The sequence below is a fragment of the Halobellus limi genome (assembly GCF_004799685.1).
GTDB lineage: Archaea > Halobacteriota > Halobacteria > Halobacteriales > Haloferacaceae > Haloquadratum > Haloquadratum limi.
In genome coordinates, this window is the sequence record NZ_CP031311.1 from 2,837,625 (window position 1) to 2,854,439 (window position 16,815).

14 protein-coding genes are annotated in these 16,815 nt (G+C 65.7%); 10 read left to right on the forward strand and 4 right to left on the reverse strand.

What is annotated here, in order from left to right:
• The first annotated feature begins 8 nt into the window (after nucleotides 1-8).
• The 4 genes from DV707_RS14045 (at nucleotide 9) to DV707_RS14060 (ending at nucleotide 5,731) form a co-directional block, all read left to right on the forward strand.
• The gene (locus DV707_RS14045; protein WP_103993145.1) at nucleotides 9-1,577 is read left to right on the forward strand and encodes a class I adenylate-forming enzyme family protein; all 1,569 of its coding nucleotides are present in this window, start codon (nucleotides 9-11) and stop codon (nucleotides 1,575-1,577) included.
• 143 nt (nucleotides 1,578-1,720) lie between these two features.
• On the forward strand, nucleotides 1,721-2,851 hold the full coding sequence (locus DV707_RS14050) for a TAXI family TRAP transporter solute-binding subunit (protein ID WP_103993144.1): 1,131 nt from the start codon (nucleotides 1,721-1,723) through the stop codon (nucleotides 2,849-2,851).
• A 24-nt stretch (nucleotides 2,852-2,875) separates the two neighbouring features.
• Complete coding sequence (locus tag DV707_RS14055; RefSeq protein WP_103993143.1) at nucleotides 2,876-4,912, forward strand: TRAP transporter permease; 2,037 nt, start codon at nucleotides 2,876-2,878, stop codon at nucleotides 4,910-4,912.
• 105 nt (nucleotides 4,913-5,017) lie between these two features.
• On the forward strand, nucleotides 5,018-5,731 hold the full coding sequence (locus DV707_RS14060) for a fumarylacetoacetate hydrolase family protein (RefSeq protein ID WP_103993142.1): 714 nt from the start codon (nucleotides 5,018-5,020) through the stop codon (nucleotides 5,729-5,731).
• An 85-nt stretch (nucleotides 5,732-5,816) separates the two neighbouring features.
• Here DV707_RS14060 and DV707_RS14065 read toward each other — a convergent pair whose 3' ends face one another.
• Together DV707_RS14065 and DV707_RS14070 are read right to left on the reverse strand one after the other, a co-directional pair.
• On the reverse strand, nucleotides 5,817-6,440 hold the full coding sequence (locus DV707_RS14065; protein ID WP_200820973.1) for a helix-turn-helix domain-containing protein: 624 nt from the start codon (nucleotides 6,438-6,440) through the stop codon (nucleotides 5,817-5,819).
• Between the two features lie 241 nt (nucleotides 6,441-6,681).
• Entirely contained in the window at nucleotides 6,682-7,779 is a 1,098-nt protein-coding gene (locus tag DV707_RS14070) for an alcohol dehydrogenase catalytic domain-containing protein (RefSeq protein ID WP_103993179.1), read from the reverse strand.
• Nucleotides 7,780-8,013: 234 nt separating this feature from the next.
• Between DV707_RS14070 and DV707_RS14075 the strand changes: the two genes are divergently transcribed.
• The 4 genes from DV707_RS14075 (at nucleotide 8,014) to DV707_RS14090 (ending at nucleotide 12,083) form a co-directional block, all read left to right on the forward strand.
• The gene (locus DV707_RS14075; protein WP_103993141.1) at nucleotides 8,014-9,411 is read left to right on the forward strand and encodes an aromatic ring-hydroxylating oxygenase subunit alpha; all 1,398 of its coding nucleotides are present in this window, start codon (nucleotides 8,014-8,016) and stop codon (nucleotides 9,409-9,411) included.
• Entirely contained in the window at nucleotides 9,411-9,944 is a 534-nt protein-coding gene (locus DV707_RS14080; RefSeq protein WP_103993140.1) for an aromatic-ring-hydroxylating dioxygenase subunit beta, read from the forward strand. The genes DV707_RS14075 and DV707_RS14080 overlap by 1 nt, the downstream gene beginning before the upstream one ends.
• Nucleotides 9,941-10,417, forward strand: coding sequence for a hypothetical protein (locus DV707_RS14085; RefSeq protein WP_103993139.1), 477 nt, complete (start codon nucleotides 9,941-9,943; stop codon nucleotides 10,415-10,417). Before DV707_RS14080 ends, DV707_RS14085 begins: the two co-directional genes overlap by 4 nt.
• 163 nt (nucleotides 10,418-10,580) lie before the next feature.
• Nucleotides 10,581-12,083, forward strand: a complete 1,503-nt coding sequence (locus tag DV707_RS14090) for an aldehyde dehydrogenase family protein (protein ID WP_103993138.1) — start codon at nucleotides 10,581-10,583, stop codon at nucleotides 12,081-12,083.
• Nucleotides 12,084-12,147: 64 nt separating this feature from the next.
• Here DV707_RS14090 and DV707_RS14095 read toward each other — a convergent pair whose 3' ends face one another.
• Nucleotides 12,148-12,852, reverse strand: coding sequence for a metallophosphoesterase family protein (locus tag DV707_RS14095; protein ID WP_103993137.1), 705 nt, complete (start codon nucleotides 12,850-12,852; stop codon nucleotides 12,148-12,150).
• A 166-nt stretch (nucleotides 12,853-13,018) separates the two neighbouring features.
• On the opposite strand from DV707_RS14095, the gene DV707_RS14100 reads away from it, so the two are divergent.
• Both DV707_RS14100 and DV707_RS14105 read left to right on the forward strand, forming a co-directional pair.
• A complete protein-coding gene (locus DV707_RS14100) occupies nucleotides 13,019-14,929 on the forward strand; it encodes a PEP-utilizing enzyme (RefSeq protein WP_103993136.1) in 1,911 nt (636 codons plus the stop codon).
• A gap of 33 nt (nucleotides 14,930-14,962) precedes the next feature.
• Nucleotides 14,963-16,027 carry a PEP/pyruvate-binding domain-containing protein gene (locus DV707_RS14105; protein ID WP_103993135.1) on the forward strand — a complete coding sequence of 355 codons (1,065 nt, stop codon included), beginning with the start codon at nucleotides 14,963-14,965 and terminating at the stop codon, nucleotides 16,025-16,027.
• 85 nt (nucleotides 16,028-16,112) lie between these two features.
• On the opposite strand, the gene DV707_RS14110 is transcribed toward DV707_RS14105, so the two are convergent.
• Complete coding sequence (locus tag DV707_RS14110) at nucleotides 16,113-16,808, reverse strand: HAD family hydrolase (protein ID WP_103993134.1); 696 nt, start codon at nucleotides 16,806-16,808, stop codon at nucleotides 16,113-16,115.
• Between the last annotated feature and the right edge of the window lie 7 nt (nucleotides 16,809-16,815).

The window sequence follows — 16,815 nt, forward strand, 5'->3', positions numbered from 1 at the left end:
CAGCCGCCATGCAGGTACCATCCAGAGTGGAGTTGCCCGCGGTCCGGGAGCTATCGAGCATCGCCGCCGAGAACAATCCCGACCGGGTCGCCTACGGGAACGGCGTTTCGGGTCGCGAGATAACGTGGGCGGAGTTCGACGCCGAGAGCAACCGCGCGGCGAACGCCCTCAGATCGCACGTGAGACAGGGCGACCGGATCGCGTACCTCACCGAGGCGAGCGTCGAGCAGACGATACTCTGGAACGCCGGACTGAAAGCGGGCTGTATCGTCTCGAACCTCCACATTCGCGACTCGCCGGAGCGGGTCAGGACCTGCCTGGACGCGCTCCGACCCCGCGTGCTCGTCGTCGACGAGGAGCGCTCTGCGTTCGTCGAGGAGCACGTTTACGACGAGGCCTCGACCGCGATCGACGCGGTCGTCACGACGGGCGAACCGCAGACGGCGTACGAGCGGTCGATGGACTCGTTCGTCGGCGGGCAACCGGCGGTCGAACCGGACGTGAACGTCGATCCCGACGACATCGCCGTGGTGATGTGGACGTCGGGCACGACGGGGGAACCGAAGGGGTGGTCACACACCAACCGCGGGCTGGTCCACCGGGCGATGAAGCTCGCGCACAAGAAGGGGACCACGCGGCTGACCCGCGTGTCGAACTTCTTCACCCCCTCCTTCGCCGCGTGGTACTCGACGACGCTGCCGACGATGCTCGCGAACGGGGCCTCCTACTACGTCAAGCAGTGGAGTCCGGAGGCGTACGTCGAACTCGTCGAGGAGCGGGAGATCACCAGTTCGAACCTGGTTCCGACGATGTGGCGCGAGGTGCTCCGGCTCGACGACCTCGACGACTACGACCTGAGCAGCCTCGTGACGGTCGAATCAGGCGGGGAGACGCTGAACACGACGACGCTCGAAGGGCTGCAGGAGCACGTGTCGCCGTCGGTGTCGCAGTCCTACGCCGCGACCGAGGTCTGCGGGACGTACATCGACGCCGACGAGATGCGCGGCGAGCGTATCGACAGCGTCGGAAAGCCGCTGCTCGGCGTGCAGGTCCGCGTGGTCGAACACGGCGGGTCGCCCGAGGACGTACTGGAACCGGGCGAGGTCGGCGAGATCATCGTCAAGTCCAGCGACGCCGCCGTCTGGGTCTGGGGCGACACCGAAAAGACACGGGAGTCCTTCGAGGACGGCTGGTGGTACTCCGGCGACCTCGGGTACAAGGACGAGGAGGGCTACCTCTTCATCGAGGGCCGCGACGACGACATGATCCTCTCGAAGGGGATCAAGGTCTTCCCCGCGCCGGTCGAGGAACGACTGAACGAGCACCCCGACGTCGTCGAGTCCGCGGTGTTCGGCGTGGAGGACGACGAGTACGGCGAACGGGTGACCGCGGCCGTCCAGACGACGGCCGGGGGCCTCGACGCAGAGGACCTCGACGAGTGGTGTCTGGAGAGCGAGAAGCTCTCGCGGTTCGAGCGCCCGCGGGAGTATCACTTCTACGCGGAGACGCTCCCGCGGACGGCCAGCGACAAACTGGACCGCGCGGCGATCAAGGAGCGCTCGATCGACGAGCGTTAGGACGGTGTTACACTGTTACGGACAGTGTTTACAGGCTCGGACTACCACAGACCGACGAGAAATCGCCGCGTACGGGCGTCTCGCGGTGTTTTTCGAGCCGGGTACCAAAACACTTAAATTGTAATAATTATATCTGACCGAGTATGGCAAACGATACCAGAGGCAACGGTAGCTCTAGCAGCGCACGTCGTCGCGGCTTCCTGAAGAAGGCCGGACTCCTCGGAACGGTCGGTCTCGCAGGGTGTATGGGCGGCGGAGACGGCGGGGGTAGCGGTGACTCCTCCGGCGACGGCGGTGACAACGGCGGCGACTCCGGCGGCGATTCGGGCGGCGACGGCGGCGGCGAAGAGACGACCTCCGGCGGCGGGGGAGGCGGCGAGGAGACGCTGGTTATGGGTACGGCCTCGGAGGTCAGCGCGAACTTCGCGATGATGTCCGGACTCGGCGGCGTCGTGAACGAGAACACCGACGAGGTGTACCTGGACGTCCGTCCGAGCGCCTCGATGGCCGCGAACATCGGCCGAATGGCCAGAGACGAGATCGACATCGGACTGATCGAGAGCACGACGGCACACGACGTGAACGTGGGCAACGAGCCCTTCGGCGACGTCGCCGTCGACCTCCGACAGATCGTCCACGGCTCCACCTCGGACTGGTTCCTCTTCGCGGAGGACGACCAGTACTCGACCATCGACGACATCGGGCCGGACACCTACGTCGCGCCCGGTCCGTCCGGATCGCGCGTGACGGACATGGTCCGGCGGGTCCTCGAACTCGCGGGCGTCGAGTACCAGGAGCGGACGACCGGGTACGGCGATATGGGCGCGGCGGTCGCCGAAGGGCGCATCGACGTCGGTCTCGGCGCGTTCACGAACGTCCAAGTCGGAACCGTCACGCCGGGGTGGGTCCAGGAGATCAAGGGGACGGTCGACGCCCGACTGCTCGGTCTCCCCGCGGAACTCCAGAGCGGGATAAACGAGGAGGGCTGGGGGAACTCCTTCGAGTTCGAGGTCGACCCCGAGGGCTGGGCGCACGTTCCCGACACCCCCCGTTCGATGTCGCAGGTGACGTGGCTCTACGGGACCGCGGAGACGTCGACGGACGCGGTCTACAACGTGCTCGAGGCGATGTACGAGAACCGGGATTCGATGGGCGACTACCACGAGCTGCTCTCGTTCTACACGAACGACGACCACTGGACGCGTGAACCCCACCCGGGCTTTTCCCTCCACCAGGGGACCCAGGACTTCCTCGACGAGTACGGCCTGAACTAGACCCGCACCCTTTAGAACGAAATAATGAGCACGTATCTGAGACGGGAACGGCTCCAACGGCTCGGCGACTGGAGCGTCTACATTTCCGGGCTAGCTCTGGGCCTGCTGTTGCTGTACTACGCCGAGACGTTCTACGGGGCCAGGGTCCGCCACACGAACCTGGTCCTCGGGCTGTGTCTGGCCATCTTCTATCTGGGTCTCTTCCGGGACGCGTTGGGGCCGATCGAGGAGAAGGCGGGAACGTACCTGCGTCACCTCTCCGAGCGGATCGATCGGGGCTACGTCCGGTTCGTCAGGCCGACGATGTTCCTCGGGCTGGCCGCCCTCTCGATGGTCATTATGGTCTACATCGACATCCATCACGTGCGGCTGATGGAGGAGGGGCCGATCGTCGGGTACCGGACTGCGGACTACGTGATCGGGGCGATCATCGTGTATCTCTGTACCGACGTCACGGTTCGCTCCTTCGGGAAGCTCATGGCGTCGATCGTCCCGCTCGGGTTCCTGTACGGGTACCTCGGGCCGTACCTGCCCGGGGCGCTCTACCACAGCGGGATGGGCACCGAGCAGTTGCTCCGCCTGACGGTCCTCGGGATGCAGGGCGTCTACGGTTTCATCCTCCAGGTCGGTGCGACGTGGGTCGCGATATTCCTGCTGCTCGCCGGCCTCACCAAGGCGTACGGTATTCTGGACTACCTGATGGACGTCAGCAAGGAGTTGAGCAAGCTGTTCAGATCCGGCATCGTCCACGCGGCCGTGTTGGCGAGTCTGGCCTTCGGGTCGATCACCGGCGCGTCGGCGGCGAACACGGCGACGACCGGGAGCTTCACCATCCCGCTGATGAAGAATCAGGGCGTCGACAAGGGATACGCGGGCGGGATCGAAACGGTCGCCTCGATCGGGGGCCAACTCGTTCCGCCGATCATGGGCATCGCGGCGTTCATCATGGCCGATCTCCTGGGGCTCTCCTACGTCAGGATCATCCAGGCGGGACTCATTCCGGCGGTGCTGTTTTACTTCAGCGTCGTCGTCTCGGTGCAGCTCCTGATCTACAAGTTCGGCTGGCAGACCACCCGGAACGTGAAGGACATCGAATACGGCGTGTTTCTGGAGATCCTCTGGTACGTCGCTCCGTTCGTCGTGCTGATCTACTACCTGGCCGTGCTGCAGTACACGCCGCTGACGTCGGGCTACTACGCGACGCTGACGCTGATCGGCATCGTCGCGGTGAAGTACGTGGTCGAACAGCGCTCCGTCGGCGTGAAAAGCGCCGTCAAAGACACCGCCGAAGGGCTGAAAGTCGGCTCCGAGGAGATGGCACCGCTGCTCGTGATCCTCGGTGCGATCGGGATCATCATCGCGGTGTTCACCCAGACGGGGTTCGCCCAGCGGCTGAACACGCTGATGATCAGCCTCGCCGGCGGGAGCGTGCTGCTCCTCTTGCTCCTGGCGATGGGCGTGAGCCTCATCTTCGGGCTCGGGATGCCGGCGCCGGCGGCGTACGTGCTCGTCGCCTCGCTCGCGGGCGCGGCGATGGTCCGGTTCGGGCTCCAGGAACTCGTCGCGCACATGTTCGTCTTCTACTTCGCGATGTACTCCTCGCTCACGCCGCCGGTCGGGCCGTCGACGATCGTCGCCGCGAAGATCGCCGACGCGGAGTACATCGACACGGCGATCAAGTCCTCGAAGCTCGCGTTGCCGGGGTTCGTCATCCCCTTCATATTCGTCGCGAACGACGTGCTCATCTACTGGGACTTCCTCTCGACGGTCCTCGTGACGTTCGCGGTGCTGGCGGGCATCGTCGGCCTCTCGATGACCATCTTCGCGTACGACGGGAGCAGCCGACTCTCGACCGTCGGCCGCTCGATCTACGGGACGCTGGCCGTCCTGACGTTCTTCGGAACGTACCTGGGACTCTTCGGGCTCACCACGCAGGTGGCGATCGGCGCAGCGATCATCGTGCTCGTGGTCGCAACGTCCGTGGTGGAGGTGCCCGGCGTCTCGCGGATGTACGCGCAGTACCTCACGAAGCCGTCGCCGGTGGCCGAATCGAGCAACTGATAGATCGTCGTAGCCAACCGGCGATCCACAGATCTTCGGTTGGCCGAACGAACCCGGAGACCGTTTTTCCGTCGGGTTTTTACAGATCGCCGGGGAATCGCGGGTATGCGACTCGCACGGATGCAGACCCCGGAGGGACCGATCGCGGGGCGGTACGAGGACGGCACCGTCGTCGCCGACGACGGGCGGTACGTCGTCGGTCGCGACGGCGTCCTCACGTATCCCTGCTCGCCCTCGGCGCTGTACTGCGTCGGCCGCAACTACGCCGAGACGCTCGATCAGATGGACTACGACCGCCCCGAGGAGCCCGACTTCTTCATCAAGCCGCCGGCGTCCCTCGTCGGCCCGGAGGAACCGATCCGATACCCTCGGTGGACTGACGAACTGACCTACGCGGGCGAACTGGCCGCCGTCGTCGACGAGCGGTGTCGCGACGTCGACCCCGAGGACGTCCCGGACGTGATCCGCGGCTACACGATTCTGAACGACGTCGACGCGCTCGATCAACAGGGACGGACCGCGCGGAAGGCGTTCGATACGTCCGGACCGCTGGGGCCGTGGATCGAGACCGAGGTCACCCCCTACGACCTGGACGTCCGGACCGAGATCAACGGCGAGGTGCGCCAGGACGCCAACACCGAGTTGATGCTGTTCGATCCCTACGAGGTCGTCTCGTTCCTCTCACGGCGGTTCACGTTCCGGCCCGGCGACGTGATCGCGTTCGGCAGTCCGGCGAACCCGGGGACGATCGACCCCGGCGACGAGGTCGAGATCACCTACGAGGGCGTCGGCACCCTGAAAAACACCGTCGTCGGGTGAACTATCAACTGTACGTCTGTGAAGAGTTTCGCGACGGCGGGTCGCGAACGTTCCGGAACGGGTGCGGCCGACAGTTCCGATCGCGCTACTCCGCGTCGGCGGCGTCGGATCCCGAGGGGGCGTCGGTTCCGGAGGGGGCGTCGGCACTCGCTTCCGGGTCGAGATCGCCCCGCCGCTGCAGGTACTCGCGCCCCTCCTCGGTCTCGGAGATCAGGTCGTCGAAGATCGCCGCGTCCGTCTTGAACTTGTGGAGGTTGTGGACGGATGTCGTCTCGAACTCGTCGATGACCTCGCCGTGGTCCTCGAAGAACGACGTCACCCACTCGTCCATCTGCTCGGTGCTCCGGAACTGGGTGATCAGCTGCCAGCGGTACTTGTGATCGGCGTTGAAGAACATCAGCACGTGAGGGTCCTCGACGAGCGCGTCGTAGCAGTCCTCCCAGTGATCCCTGAAGTTCGGATAGTGGAACGCGATTCGGAACACGTAGTGTTTGAACAGCGTCCGTCGGGGGACGACGGTCTTCCGAAAGAGCCCGTCGGTCTCCATCTCGCGCAGGAGCGTGTTCACGTGGTTGTGAGACAGCGAGATCCCGTACTCGTCTTTGAGGATCTCGCTGAGTTCTCGACTCGACGCGGTCGGGTTCGCGATTCGGGCCTGGAGGAGGATGAGATCCCGGGCGCCGATGTCGGCGAGTGTGTCATCGGACATAGTGTTTCTTGAGCCTTTTCGGGGAGCCCTCAAAAGGACTGCGAGAACGGGCTCGGCGGTCTCACGAGCGGTCGCACCGCTGCTCGCGACGCCTGTCGCCGCCTCGCATCGGCGATCGCAGTCGGGGCGTCCGGTCACCGGGACGCGGGCAGCGAGTCCTGATACTGAGTACTCTCGTCTCGTACCGCCGAGCGCCGGCAACGGGGGGACACTCGGCGGTGAAGACCGAGAGTGACCAGTATCAGCGGGCCCTCTCGTCGAATTCGACGACGCTTCGGATCACCTCCCCGGCGTCGAGCGCGGCGAACGCCTCGTCGAGTTCGTCGAGGTCGTACCGACGCGTGAGGACCGCGTCGAGATCCAGATCGCCGTTCAGATACATCCTGGCGTACCGCGGGATGTCGACCCTGGGCTGCGTGAAGCCGACGATGTTACCCACGACGGAGATCCCCTTCGTGAACCGGCCGAGGTCGATCTCCGCGGGCGGCGTGCTGCTCGTGCCAGTGATCGCCGCCGTCCCGCCGGGGGCCAGCGACGCGATCGCCTGCTGGACCGTCTGCGGCGTGCCGATGCACTCGAAGGCGTAGTCGACGCCGCCGGTCAGCGCCTCGATCTCGTCGACGGGATCGGTTTCGCCGGCGTTCACGGTGTGCGTCGCGCCGATCTCGGCCATCGTTTCGAGCGTGTCCGCGTCGAGGTCGACCGCGACGATCGTCCCCGCACTGACGGCCTTCGCCGCGAGGACGGCCCCCGCACCGACGCCGCCGCAGCCGAACACCGCGACCGACTCGCCGCCGTCGACCTCGGTGACGTTCGAGACCGCGCCGAGGCCGGTCGTGACGCCGCAGCCGAGGAGCGCCCCGGTCTCGAAGGGTACCTCGTCGGGGACGGGCACCACCTGGCGCTCGGGGACGACGGCCATGCTCGCGAACGACGACTGCGCGTAGAAGTGATCGATCGGCTCGCCGCCTCGGCTGAGACGGCGCGTCCCGTCCATCATCCGGCCGCGCGTCTCGCGTCGGGCCTGACAGAGATACGGACGACCGCTCCGGCAGCGTTCGCAGTCGCCGCAGGAGGGCAGCACCCAGAGCACGACGCGGTCTCCCGGTTCGACGGTCGCGACGCCGTCGCCGACGGCCTCGACGACGCCGGCGCCCTCGTGGCCGAGAACGATCGGGAAGTCCGTGTCCTCGCTCGTGTAGGCGTGGTAATCGGTGTGACAGACGCCCGTCGCGCGCACGTCCACGAGTACCTCGCCCGGTTCGGGATCCTCGAGCGTGACCGTCTCCACCGCGTGTTCACCGGGACTGCGGACGACGGCCGCTTCGATCTCACGCATCTCGATCACCGTCCGCGTGACCGCACGGGACGACAACAGCGGTGGGCGCGGCTACCGAGTCCCCGTCGCCCGAATTCGGTGTCGGCCGGTTCATTGCCTTCCCATATGAACCGGAGCGTAATATAATTTTGGCCTTCTAGAATACAATAGAGTATTTTGATCCCGATAGAAATTACAAATACATCTATTCGCGGAATATTTAAGTATCTACACACTGAACCAAGAGGCGTAAGTATGGCAGCAGGTGACAAACCCAGCGCGACGGAACGAGCCCTCCAGGACGCTCGCGACTCGCTCGACGAGGGGTTCTTTCCGCTCGAGTTCTTCCACGACGAGGACCTCCACGACCTGGAGATGGAGCGCATCATCGGACAGTCGTGGGTGTTCATCGGTCACGAATCGGAGATCCCGGAGCCGGGCGACTACGCCCGTCGGTACATCGGCGACGACACGTTCATCTTCGTACGCGACGAGAGCGGCGAGGTGAACCTGCTGTTCGATAGCTGTCGTCACCGCGGCGCGCAGGTCTGCCGCGCGGAGCAGGGCAACACGTCGCACTTCCGGTGTCCGTATCACGGCTGGACGTACAAGAACGACGGCGAGGCCGCCGGCATCCCCCAGAAATCGAAGGCCTTCAAGAACCTCGACCGCTCGGAGTACGGGCTGGCGCACGTGCCCCGGTTGGAGAGTTACGAGGGCCTCGTGTTCGCCTCACTCGCCGAGGAGGGCCCGTCGCTCGACGAGTGGCTCGGCGACTTCAAGTGGTACTTCGACGTCCACATGAAGCTCCCCGAGGGCGGGATGGAGGTCATCGGCGAACCGCACCGTTGGGTCATCGACGCGAACTGGAAGACCATCGCGGACAACTTCAACGGCGACAGTTACCACACCGCGTGGGCCCACGGCTCGGTGCTCGACCTCGAACTCGGCGGCGAGGAGACGGTCGGTCACGCGGGCACCGGCGACAGCCTCGACCGGCACATCCACTGCGACGGCCACACGACGAGTATGCGCGGCTTCGAGGGCGAGGACGTCTTCCTCACGTACCCCGACGAGGTCGTCGAGGACCTGTTCACCAGAGAGGGCCTCTCCGATGCGCAGTGGCAACTGGCCCGGCAGGCGCTGTCGTTCACCGGCGCGATCTTCCCGAACTTCGGGTTCCTCCACTTCGGCGACACTACCGACGATCCCGAGAAGGACGTCGCGCCCTTCTTCACCATCCGGAAGTGGCGGCCGCTCGGCCCCGATCAGATGGAGCTGTGGAGCTGGGGGCTGGCCCCGAAGAACGCCCCCGAGGAGTTCAAACAGCGGATGTACAAGATGTACACCGCGAACTTCGGCCCGACGGGGAACTTCGAGCAGGACGACGTGCCCATCTGGAAGGGCATCACCGACTCCGCCAGCGGGCAGTTCGCCAGCAGTCAGAACCTCCAGTTGAACTACCAGATGGGCCTCGAGTGGATGAGCGAGATGGACATCGACGAGGAGTGGCTCGGCCCCGGCTTCGCCTACTCGGAGAACCTCGAGGAGGGCGGGATGCGCCTGTTCCACGAGCAGTGGTACGAGATGCTCGCGGGCAACGACCGGACCGACGCGACCGGGACGCCGATAAACCTCCAGGAGGACCGGTGATGTTGGCCGAACGCGAATCGCAACTGGAAGCCCTGCTCGTCGAGCGCGAGGTCGAGCAGTTCCTCTACGAGGAGGCGGAACTGCTCGACAACCGCGAGCTCCACGAGTGGTTCGACCACGTCGCCGACGACGTCAACTACCGGATGCCGCGGCGGCTGATGCGCGAGAACACCAGCAGCGTGTTCAGCGAACAGGGGTACTACTTCAACGAGGACTACGGCTCGCTGAAGGCCCGCGTCGAGCGCTTCGACTCCGAGTACGCGTGGGCGGAGCGCCCCCCGACGCGAACGCGCCGCTACGTCACCAACGTGCGCGTCACCCGCGAGACGGAGGATCTCACAGAGGACGAACTGTTCGTGGAGAGCAACCTCCTCGTGTACCTCAGCCGCGGCGACAGCGACGAGCACACGTTCTACTCGGCGCGGCGCGAGGACGTCCTCCGGCGGCGCGGGGACACCTTCGAGATCGCAGACCGAGAGATCCGACTGGATCAGACGGTCTTGAGCACCGACAACGTCTCGATATTCCTATGACCGACGGCACCGACGCGGAACACTACATCGAGGTCGCCGAAGAGACCGAGATCGGCGGCGACGACGCGACGGCGACCGTCCGGCGGATCAGGACCCCGAAGGGCGAGCGCCTGGAGGTCCGCGCCGGCGACGACGTCCTCCGAGCGGACGCGCTCGGCCTCGAGAGCCTCTCGTGGCAGGACCTGGAGGTCTTCGAGGACTTCCTCGGCCACGAGTACGACCTCGCGGCCCGCTCGGAGTCGGCGGCCGACGACGAGATCGACTGCGAGTTCACGCTGAGCAACGAGTACGCCGACATCGTCGTCCGCAGCGTGGAGTCGCCGGACGGGGACCGGCTCGTGATCGAGGCGCCGAAGAAACACTTCAGCGTCCGGGTCGACGCCGAGGGGCTCGCCGGCCTCGCCGCGCAGGACACGAGCATCTTCTCGGAGTTCCTCGAGACGCCGCACGGCCCCGGTGGGCACGCACATTGAGCGGACCGGTCCCGGCGGACATCGTCGCGGGCCTCCGGGTCGACGCAGCACGGACAAACACGCGAACGAAAGAGATGCGAACCGAAGAGATGCGAACCGAAGAGACGCGAACCGAAGCGATGCGAACGACTGGCACGCGAACCACACACGGACCACCGACACAATGACAGGGCAGTCATCACGAGCGACGGCGGTAGAGGCGAGGGACTTCTCGATCGACGCGGACTGGAACGGCCTGTACGTCGACGGCGAGTGGCGGTCGGCCGACGGCGGGGAGACGATCCCCGTCGAGAACCCCGCCACGCGCGAGGTCGTGAGCGAGGTTCCCGCGGGCACCGTCGCCGACGTCGACGCGGCGTTCGAGGCGGCCGCGGAGGCCCAAGAGGAGTGGCGGGACGTCCTCCCGCAGGAGCGCGGCGAGATCGTCCGCGAGGTCCAGCACCTCGTGGAGACGTACCACGAGGAGCTGACGGAACTGCTGGCGATCGAGTCCGGGAGCGCCCGGCCGAAGGCGTCCCGGGAGTTCACCTCGACGGGCGAGATGATGCACGACGTCGCCACCTACCCCTTCCGGATGACGGGGAGCCACAGCCGATCGAAGATCGAGGGGAAAGAGAACATCGTCAAGCGCGAACCGGTCGGCGTCGTCAGCGTCATCTCGCCGTGGAACTTCCCGTTTCAGCTCTCGCTGCGTGCGGTCGCGCCGGCGATCGCGCTCGGCAACAGCGTCGTGCTCAAGCCCGCCACCGAGACGCCCATCACCGGCGGCCTCCTCATCGCGCGGCTGTTCGAGGCCGCGGGGTTGCCCGAGGGCGTCCTGAACGTCGTCACCGGTCACGGCTCGGAGATCGGAGATCGGGCCGCCTCCCACCCGGAGATGTCGGCCGTGGCGTTCACCGGCTCCACGTCCGTCGGGCGGCGCGTCGCCCGCAACGCGGCCGGCGCGTTCGCGCTCCCGGCGATGGAACTCGGCGGCAACAACCCCCACGTCGTCCTCGACGACGCGGACGTCGAGCGCGCGGTCGACGCGGGCGTCTTCGGTTCGTTCATGCACCAGGGACAGATCTGCATCTCGATCAACCGCCACCTCGTCCACGAGGACGTCTACGACGAGTACGTCGACCGCCTCGTCGACCGCGCCGCGGAACTGCCGGTCGGTGACCCCCTCGACGAGGAGACGGTCGTCGGCCCGATCATCAGCGAGTCCGAACGCGACGACGTCCTCGCGTACGTCGAGCGGTCCGTCGAACAGGGCGCGACGCTCGAACTCGGCGGCGACGCCGAGGGTCTGCTGGTCGAACCGACGGTTCTCTCGGACATGGAGAACGACATGGCCGCCGCCTGCAACGAGCACTTCGGTCCCGTCGCGCCGGTCGTGCCGTTCGGCGACGACGACGAGGCGGTCGAACTCGCGAACGACACCGAGTACGGCCTGGCCGCGTCGGTCCACTCCGAGCGGATCTCGCGCGCCCGCGACGTCGCCGACCGGATCGACGCCGGGATGGTCCACGTCAACGACCAGCCGATCAACAACGAGCCGCACGTCCCGTTCGGCGGGACGAAGGCCTCGGGGATGGGACGGTACAACGGCGAGTGGATCATCGACGAACTCACCGAGACGAAGTGGACGTCGATCCAGCACCAGCCGCGGGACTACCCGTTCTGAATCCCGTGGCCTGATGGTTTCAGCGCCGTTCGAGAACGGGCGGCGAGTGCGGTAGGGACGCGAGCTATTCTACGGAGTCGGTGACGGAGCGCTTGGCCCGCCCGAACACCAGTTCGCCGTGTTCGAGGCCGTCGATCAGGACCTCCGGGAGGCCGTACTCGTCGATCTTCGCCTGGGTCTCCTCTCTGGGATACTCGACGCGGTGGAGGTCGACGGTTCCCGATTCGACGTCGAGGACGGCGTACCCGGCGCGCCAGTCCCCGTCGCGGGGGAGCCCGACGCTGCCCGGGTTGACGACGGTTCCCTCGTCGAACTCGGATTTCGCCTGGACGTGCGTGTGCCCGACGACGAGCACGGACTCCTCCCCGAGGAGATCCGCGGAGAAGTCCTCCGGGTAGGTGTAGGTGTTCGGCTTGCCGGGCGCGCCGTGGGCGACCTTGACCGCCCCCTCGTACAGGTCGCGCTCGATCGGCAGCGACTCGAGGTACGCGAGTTCGTCTTCGGTCAGGCGCTCGGTGGTCCACTCGGCTGCCGACTTCGGGATCTCGTGGAAGTTGTCGTGGAAGTCGCCCAGCACCCCGCGGTCGTGGTTGCCCTGGATCGAGACGATGTCGTGCTCCCGAAACGTCTCGATGACCGCACTGGGGAACGGGCCGTAGCCGACCACGTCGCCGGCGTGGACGACGGCGTCGACGTCGGGCATCGCGTCGAGGACGGCGTCGAGGGCGGGTCGGTTGGCGTGTACGTCACTGATGAGTCCGACTTGCATAGACGTGTATAGTAATTATAGTGTAATCAATCTACTCCTTTATACAACCGTATTCTCTTCTGAATACCAGATAAAGAATACAATAATTTCTATACTTCGATTAATAGATTACAAATTAAAGACACCTTCGTTAATTATAAATAGTTGAGCCACGCTGTCTATTCACATGGGATCAGACCAGGGGACACCCACGACGGCCGAAGAAGCCCCTCGCGACGCGGGAGCGTCCCGCGAGCGGTTTCCGCACGCCGGTGAACTAGAACTGCCCGCGGAGCTGGACGGCTGGGAGGAGATGTACCCCGAGTACTTCCAGTTCGAACTCACGGACGATCGGACCGACTACGAGCGGGGCCGGTTCTGGTTCTGGGACAAGAAGGACACCACCGAACCGGTGATGCCGTGGGACATGACGATCAGCGCACAGGCGTGGCAGATCGCGATGGCGCAGAACACGAGCCGGGTGTTCGCAATCCCGCCGTCGATGTCGGTCGACATCCGCGTCGTCGCCGGCTACGTGTACTTCACCGGGATCAACGTCGACGACGAGGAACTCTTGCAGGAACGCGCTCAGATCTTCGCCGAGCGCAGCGAGTACTACTACGAGAACTACGACGCGCTGTACAACGGCACCTGGCTCCCGGCCGTCAAGGAGATCGGCAACGAGATCGACTCCCTCGAAGTACCCGAAAAGCTCCCCGAGTACGTCCCCGAGGACGTCATCACCGAGGGGAAGGGTCAGAGCCAGTCGACGCTCGACGTCATCCGGAACTACAACCGGCTCACCGAACTCGCGCTCGAGGGCTGGCAGCGCCACTTCGAGTTCCTGTACCTCGCGTACCTGGCGTATATGCAGTTCACCGAGACGAGCCGAGAACTGTTCCCCGACATCTCCGACGACGCGATCGGGAAGATGGTCTCGGCAGTCGAGGCCGACGTCTTCCGACCGGACCAGGAGCTGAACGGACTGGCCGAACTCGCCGTCGACCTCGGCGACGACGTCACCGACGTCCTGACTTCCGACGCGTCTCCCGAGACGAAGATGGAACGCCTCCGGGAGACCGATGCCGGGCGGGAGTTCATAGATCGGTTCGACGAGATCAAAGATCCGTGGTTCTACATGACCTACGGCGACGGGTTCCACAGCTACAAGGGCTCGTGGATCGAGGACCTCGAAGCGCCGTTCGATCACCTCGAATCCAAGGTCGGACGCCTGCAGGACGGCGAGGAGCTGGGCCGGGACTTCGAGGCGCTGCAGGACGAGCGCGACGAGATCGTCGAGGAGTACCGGCGGTACCTCGACGCGGAGGAGCGCGAGGAGTTCGACCACGCCTACGAGACGTGTATGACGGTGTACGAGTACGCCGAGAACCACCAGTTCTGGATCGAGAACTGGCTGCACACGATCGTCTTCCGCAAGATGCGGGAGTTCGGCCGGCTACTCGTCAACCACGGGCTGCTGGAGGACGCCGAGGACGTCTTCCTCTTCAACCGCTTCGAGGTCGCGGAACTCCTCGAAGAGGCCTGCGAGACGTGGGCGCTCGGAAGGGGCGCGTTCGTCTCCGAGCGCTGGCAGGACCGCGCCGCGGAGCGCCGGCGGACGTTCGAGGCGGCCAAGGAGTGGGACCCCTCGCCCGCGCTCGGCGAGCCGCCGGAGGAGGTCACCGATCCGCTGATGCAGATGCTGTGGGGTATCACCACCGAGAAGGTCAACGACTGGCTCGACGTCGAGTCCGACACGGGCGACGAGTCGCACCTGGAGGGGTTCGGCGCGTCGTCCGGCCGGGTCGAGGGACCGGCACGCGTGATCGAGGACTCCGCCGACATCGACACGCTCGAGGAGGGCGAGGTGCTCGTCGCGCCCCTGACGAACCCCGCGTGGGCGCCGGTGTTCCCGCGGGCCGAGGGGGCCGTGACCGACGACGGCGGCATCACGAGCCACGCGGCGATCGTGTGCCGCGAGTACGGGCTGCCGGCCGTCACCGGCACCGGTCACGCCACGTCGTTCATCGAGACCGGCGACCAGATTCGTCTCGACGGGGAGACGGGCGAAGTCGAGATCCTCGAGAAGACAGAGTAACCCTCAATAGCGATCACTCATTAACGAACTGATATGAACGGGCAAACGTACACGCTACACTTCGACTCACCGGACTGCACCAAAGCGAATATCGACCTCGTCGGCGGGAAGAACGCCTCCCTCGGCGAGTTGATGGAGGTCGGCGAGGACGTTCAGGTCCCGCCGGGCTTCGCGGTCACGACCGACTTCTACGAGGCGTTCCTCGAAGAGGAGTCCCTCGGCGAGTACATCGGAGAGCGGCTGTCGACCGTCGATATGGACGACGACAACGCCGTCGCCGCCGCGAGCGAGGACATCCGCGAACACGTCGAGAGCGCGGAGTTCCCCGACTTCCTCGCCGACGAACTCGAATCCTCGTGGGAGCGCCTCCAGGCCGAGACGGACACCGACGAGTTGCAGGTCGCCGTTCGGTCCTCGGCCACGGCGGAGGACCTCCCCGACGCCAGTTTCGCCGGCCAGCAGGACACCTACCTCAACGTCACCGACTTCGAGACGGTCGCCCAGCGCACCAAGGAGTGTATGGCCAGCCTGTTCACGGCGCGGGCGATCACCTACCGCGAGGAGAACGGCTTCGACCGCGACGAGGTACTCATCAGCGTCGGCATCCAGAAGATGGTCGAGGCGCGGACCTCCGGCGTGATGTTCACGCTCAACCCCTCGAACGGCGACCAATCGAAGGTCCGCATCGAGGCGAACTGGGGGCTCGGCGAGGCGGTCGTCAGCGGCGCGGTCACCCCGGACAGTTTCCTCGTCGACAAGCCCGTCTACAAGATCGTCGACCGCAACGTCCAGGAGAAGAACGTGATGACGGTCCCGACCGACGCCGGGACCGAAGAGGTCGAAGTCGACGACGACAAGCGGGACGTGCCCGCGATCACGGCCGACGAGATCGTCAAGCTGACCGACCTCGCGAAGGCCATCGAGCAGTACTACGACGAACCGCAGGACATCGAGTGGGCGATCGAAGAGGAGGGCGACGACAAACGCTTCTACATCCTCCAGAGCCGTCCGGAAACGACGTGGAACGAGGACGACGAGACAACCACCACCACGACCTCGTCGTCGAGCACGGCCGAGCGGATCCTCGATCGGCTGTAGGCGACGCGGGGGGTTTTCGACGTTCCACGCTCTTCTACCCCGGGATTCTGACTGTTCTATCTGCGCGGAGCCCCGGTTCGCCGGTTCAATCGACAGTCGGATCGGCCGACGCCTCCGTCCGTCCGCCCACGGCCTCGGCGTCCAGCACGCCGCGTTCGTCGAGGTGCGGGACGATCTCGAAGAAGTTCTGTTCGTCGGTGGCGACGTCGGGGACGTCGCGGACGGCGGGCTTCGGATCCATCGCGATCGAGAAGCCGGCGCGCTCGAACAGGGGGACGTCGTGGGGCCCGTCGCCGACGGCGATGACCTGCTCGTGGTCGATGCCGAGCGCCTCGACGAGGTCGTCGAGAACGGGGCCCTTCCCCCGGTCGACGATGTCGCCGCGGAGTTCGCCCGTGAGGACGCCGTCCTCGACGACCGGGTCGTTCGCGCGCTTCCAGTCGAAACCCAGTTCGGTCGCGATCCGATCGGCGAGCGGCGTCAGCGCCGTGAATATCGCGGTCCGGCAGGTGACGTTGCCGGCGACCGCCCGCGCTCCGGGGGCGAACGAAAGCGACCGAACGAGCCGGTCGAGTTCCGCCGCCGAGACCCCCTCGAAGAGCGGGAAGATCTGCTCGGAGAGCGCCTCCATCGCGTCGAGGTCGTGCTCCCAGACGTCGGTCTTCACCCGCTGGAACTCGTCTTCGACGCCGGCGTGCGCGGCGACCGACTCGACGATGTCGCCGTCGATGAGCGTCTCGTCGCCGTCGAAGACGACGAGTTCGTACGTCGTGTCGTGCATCCGTATT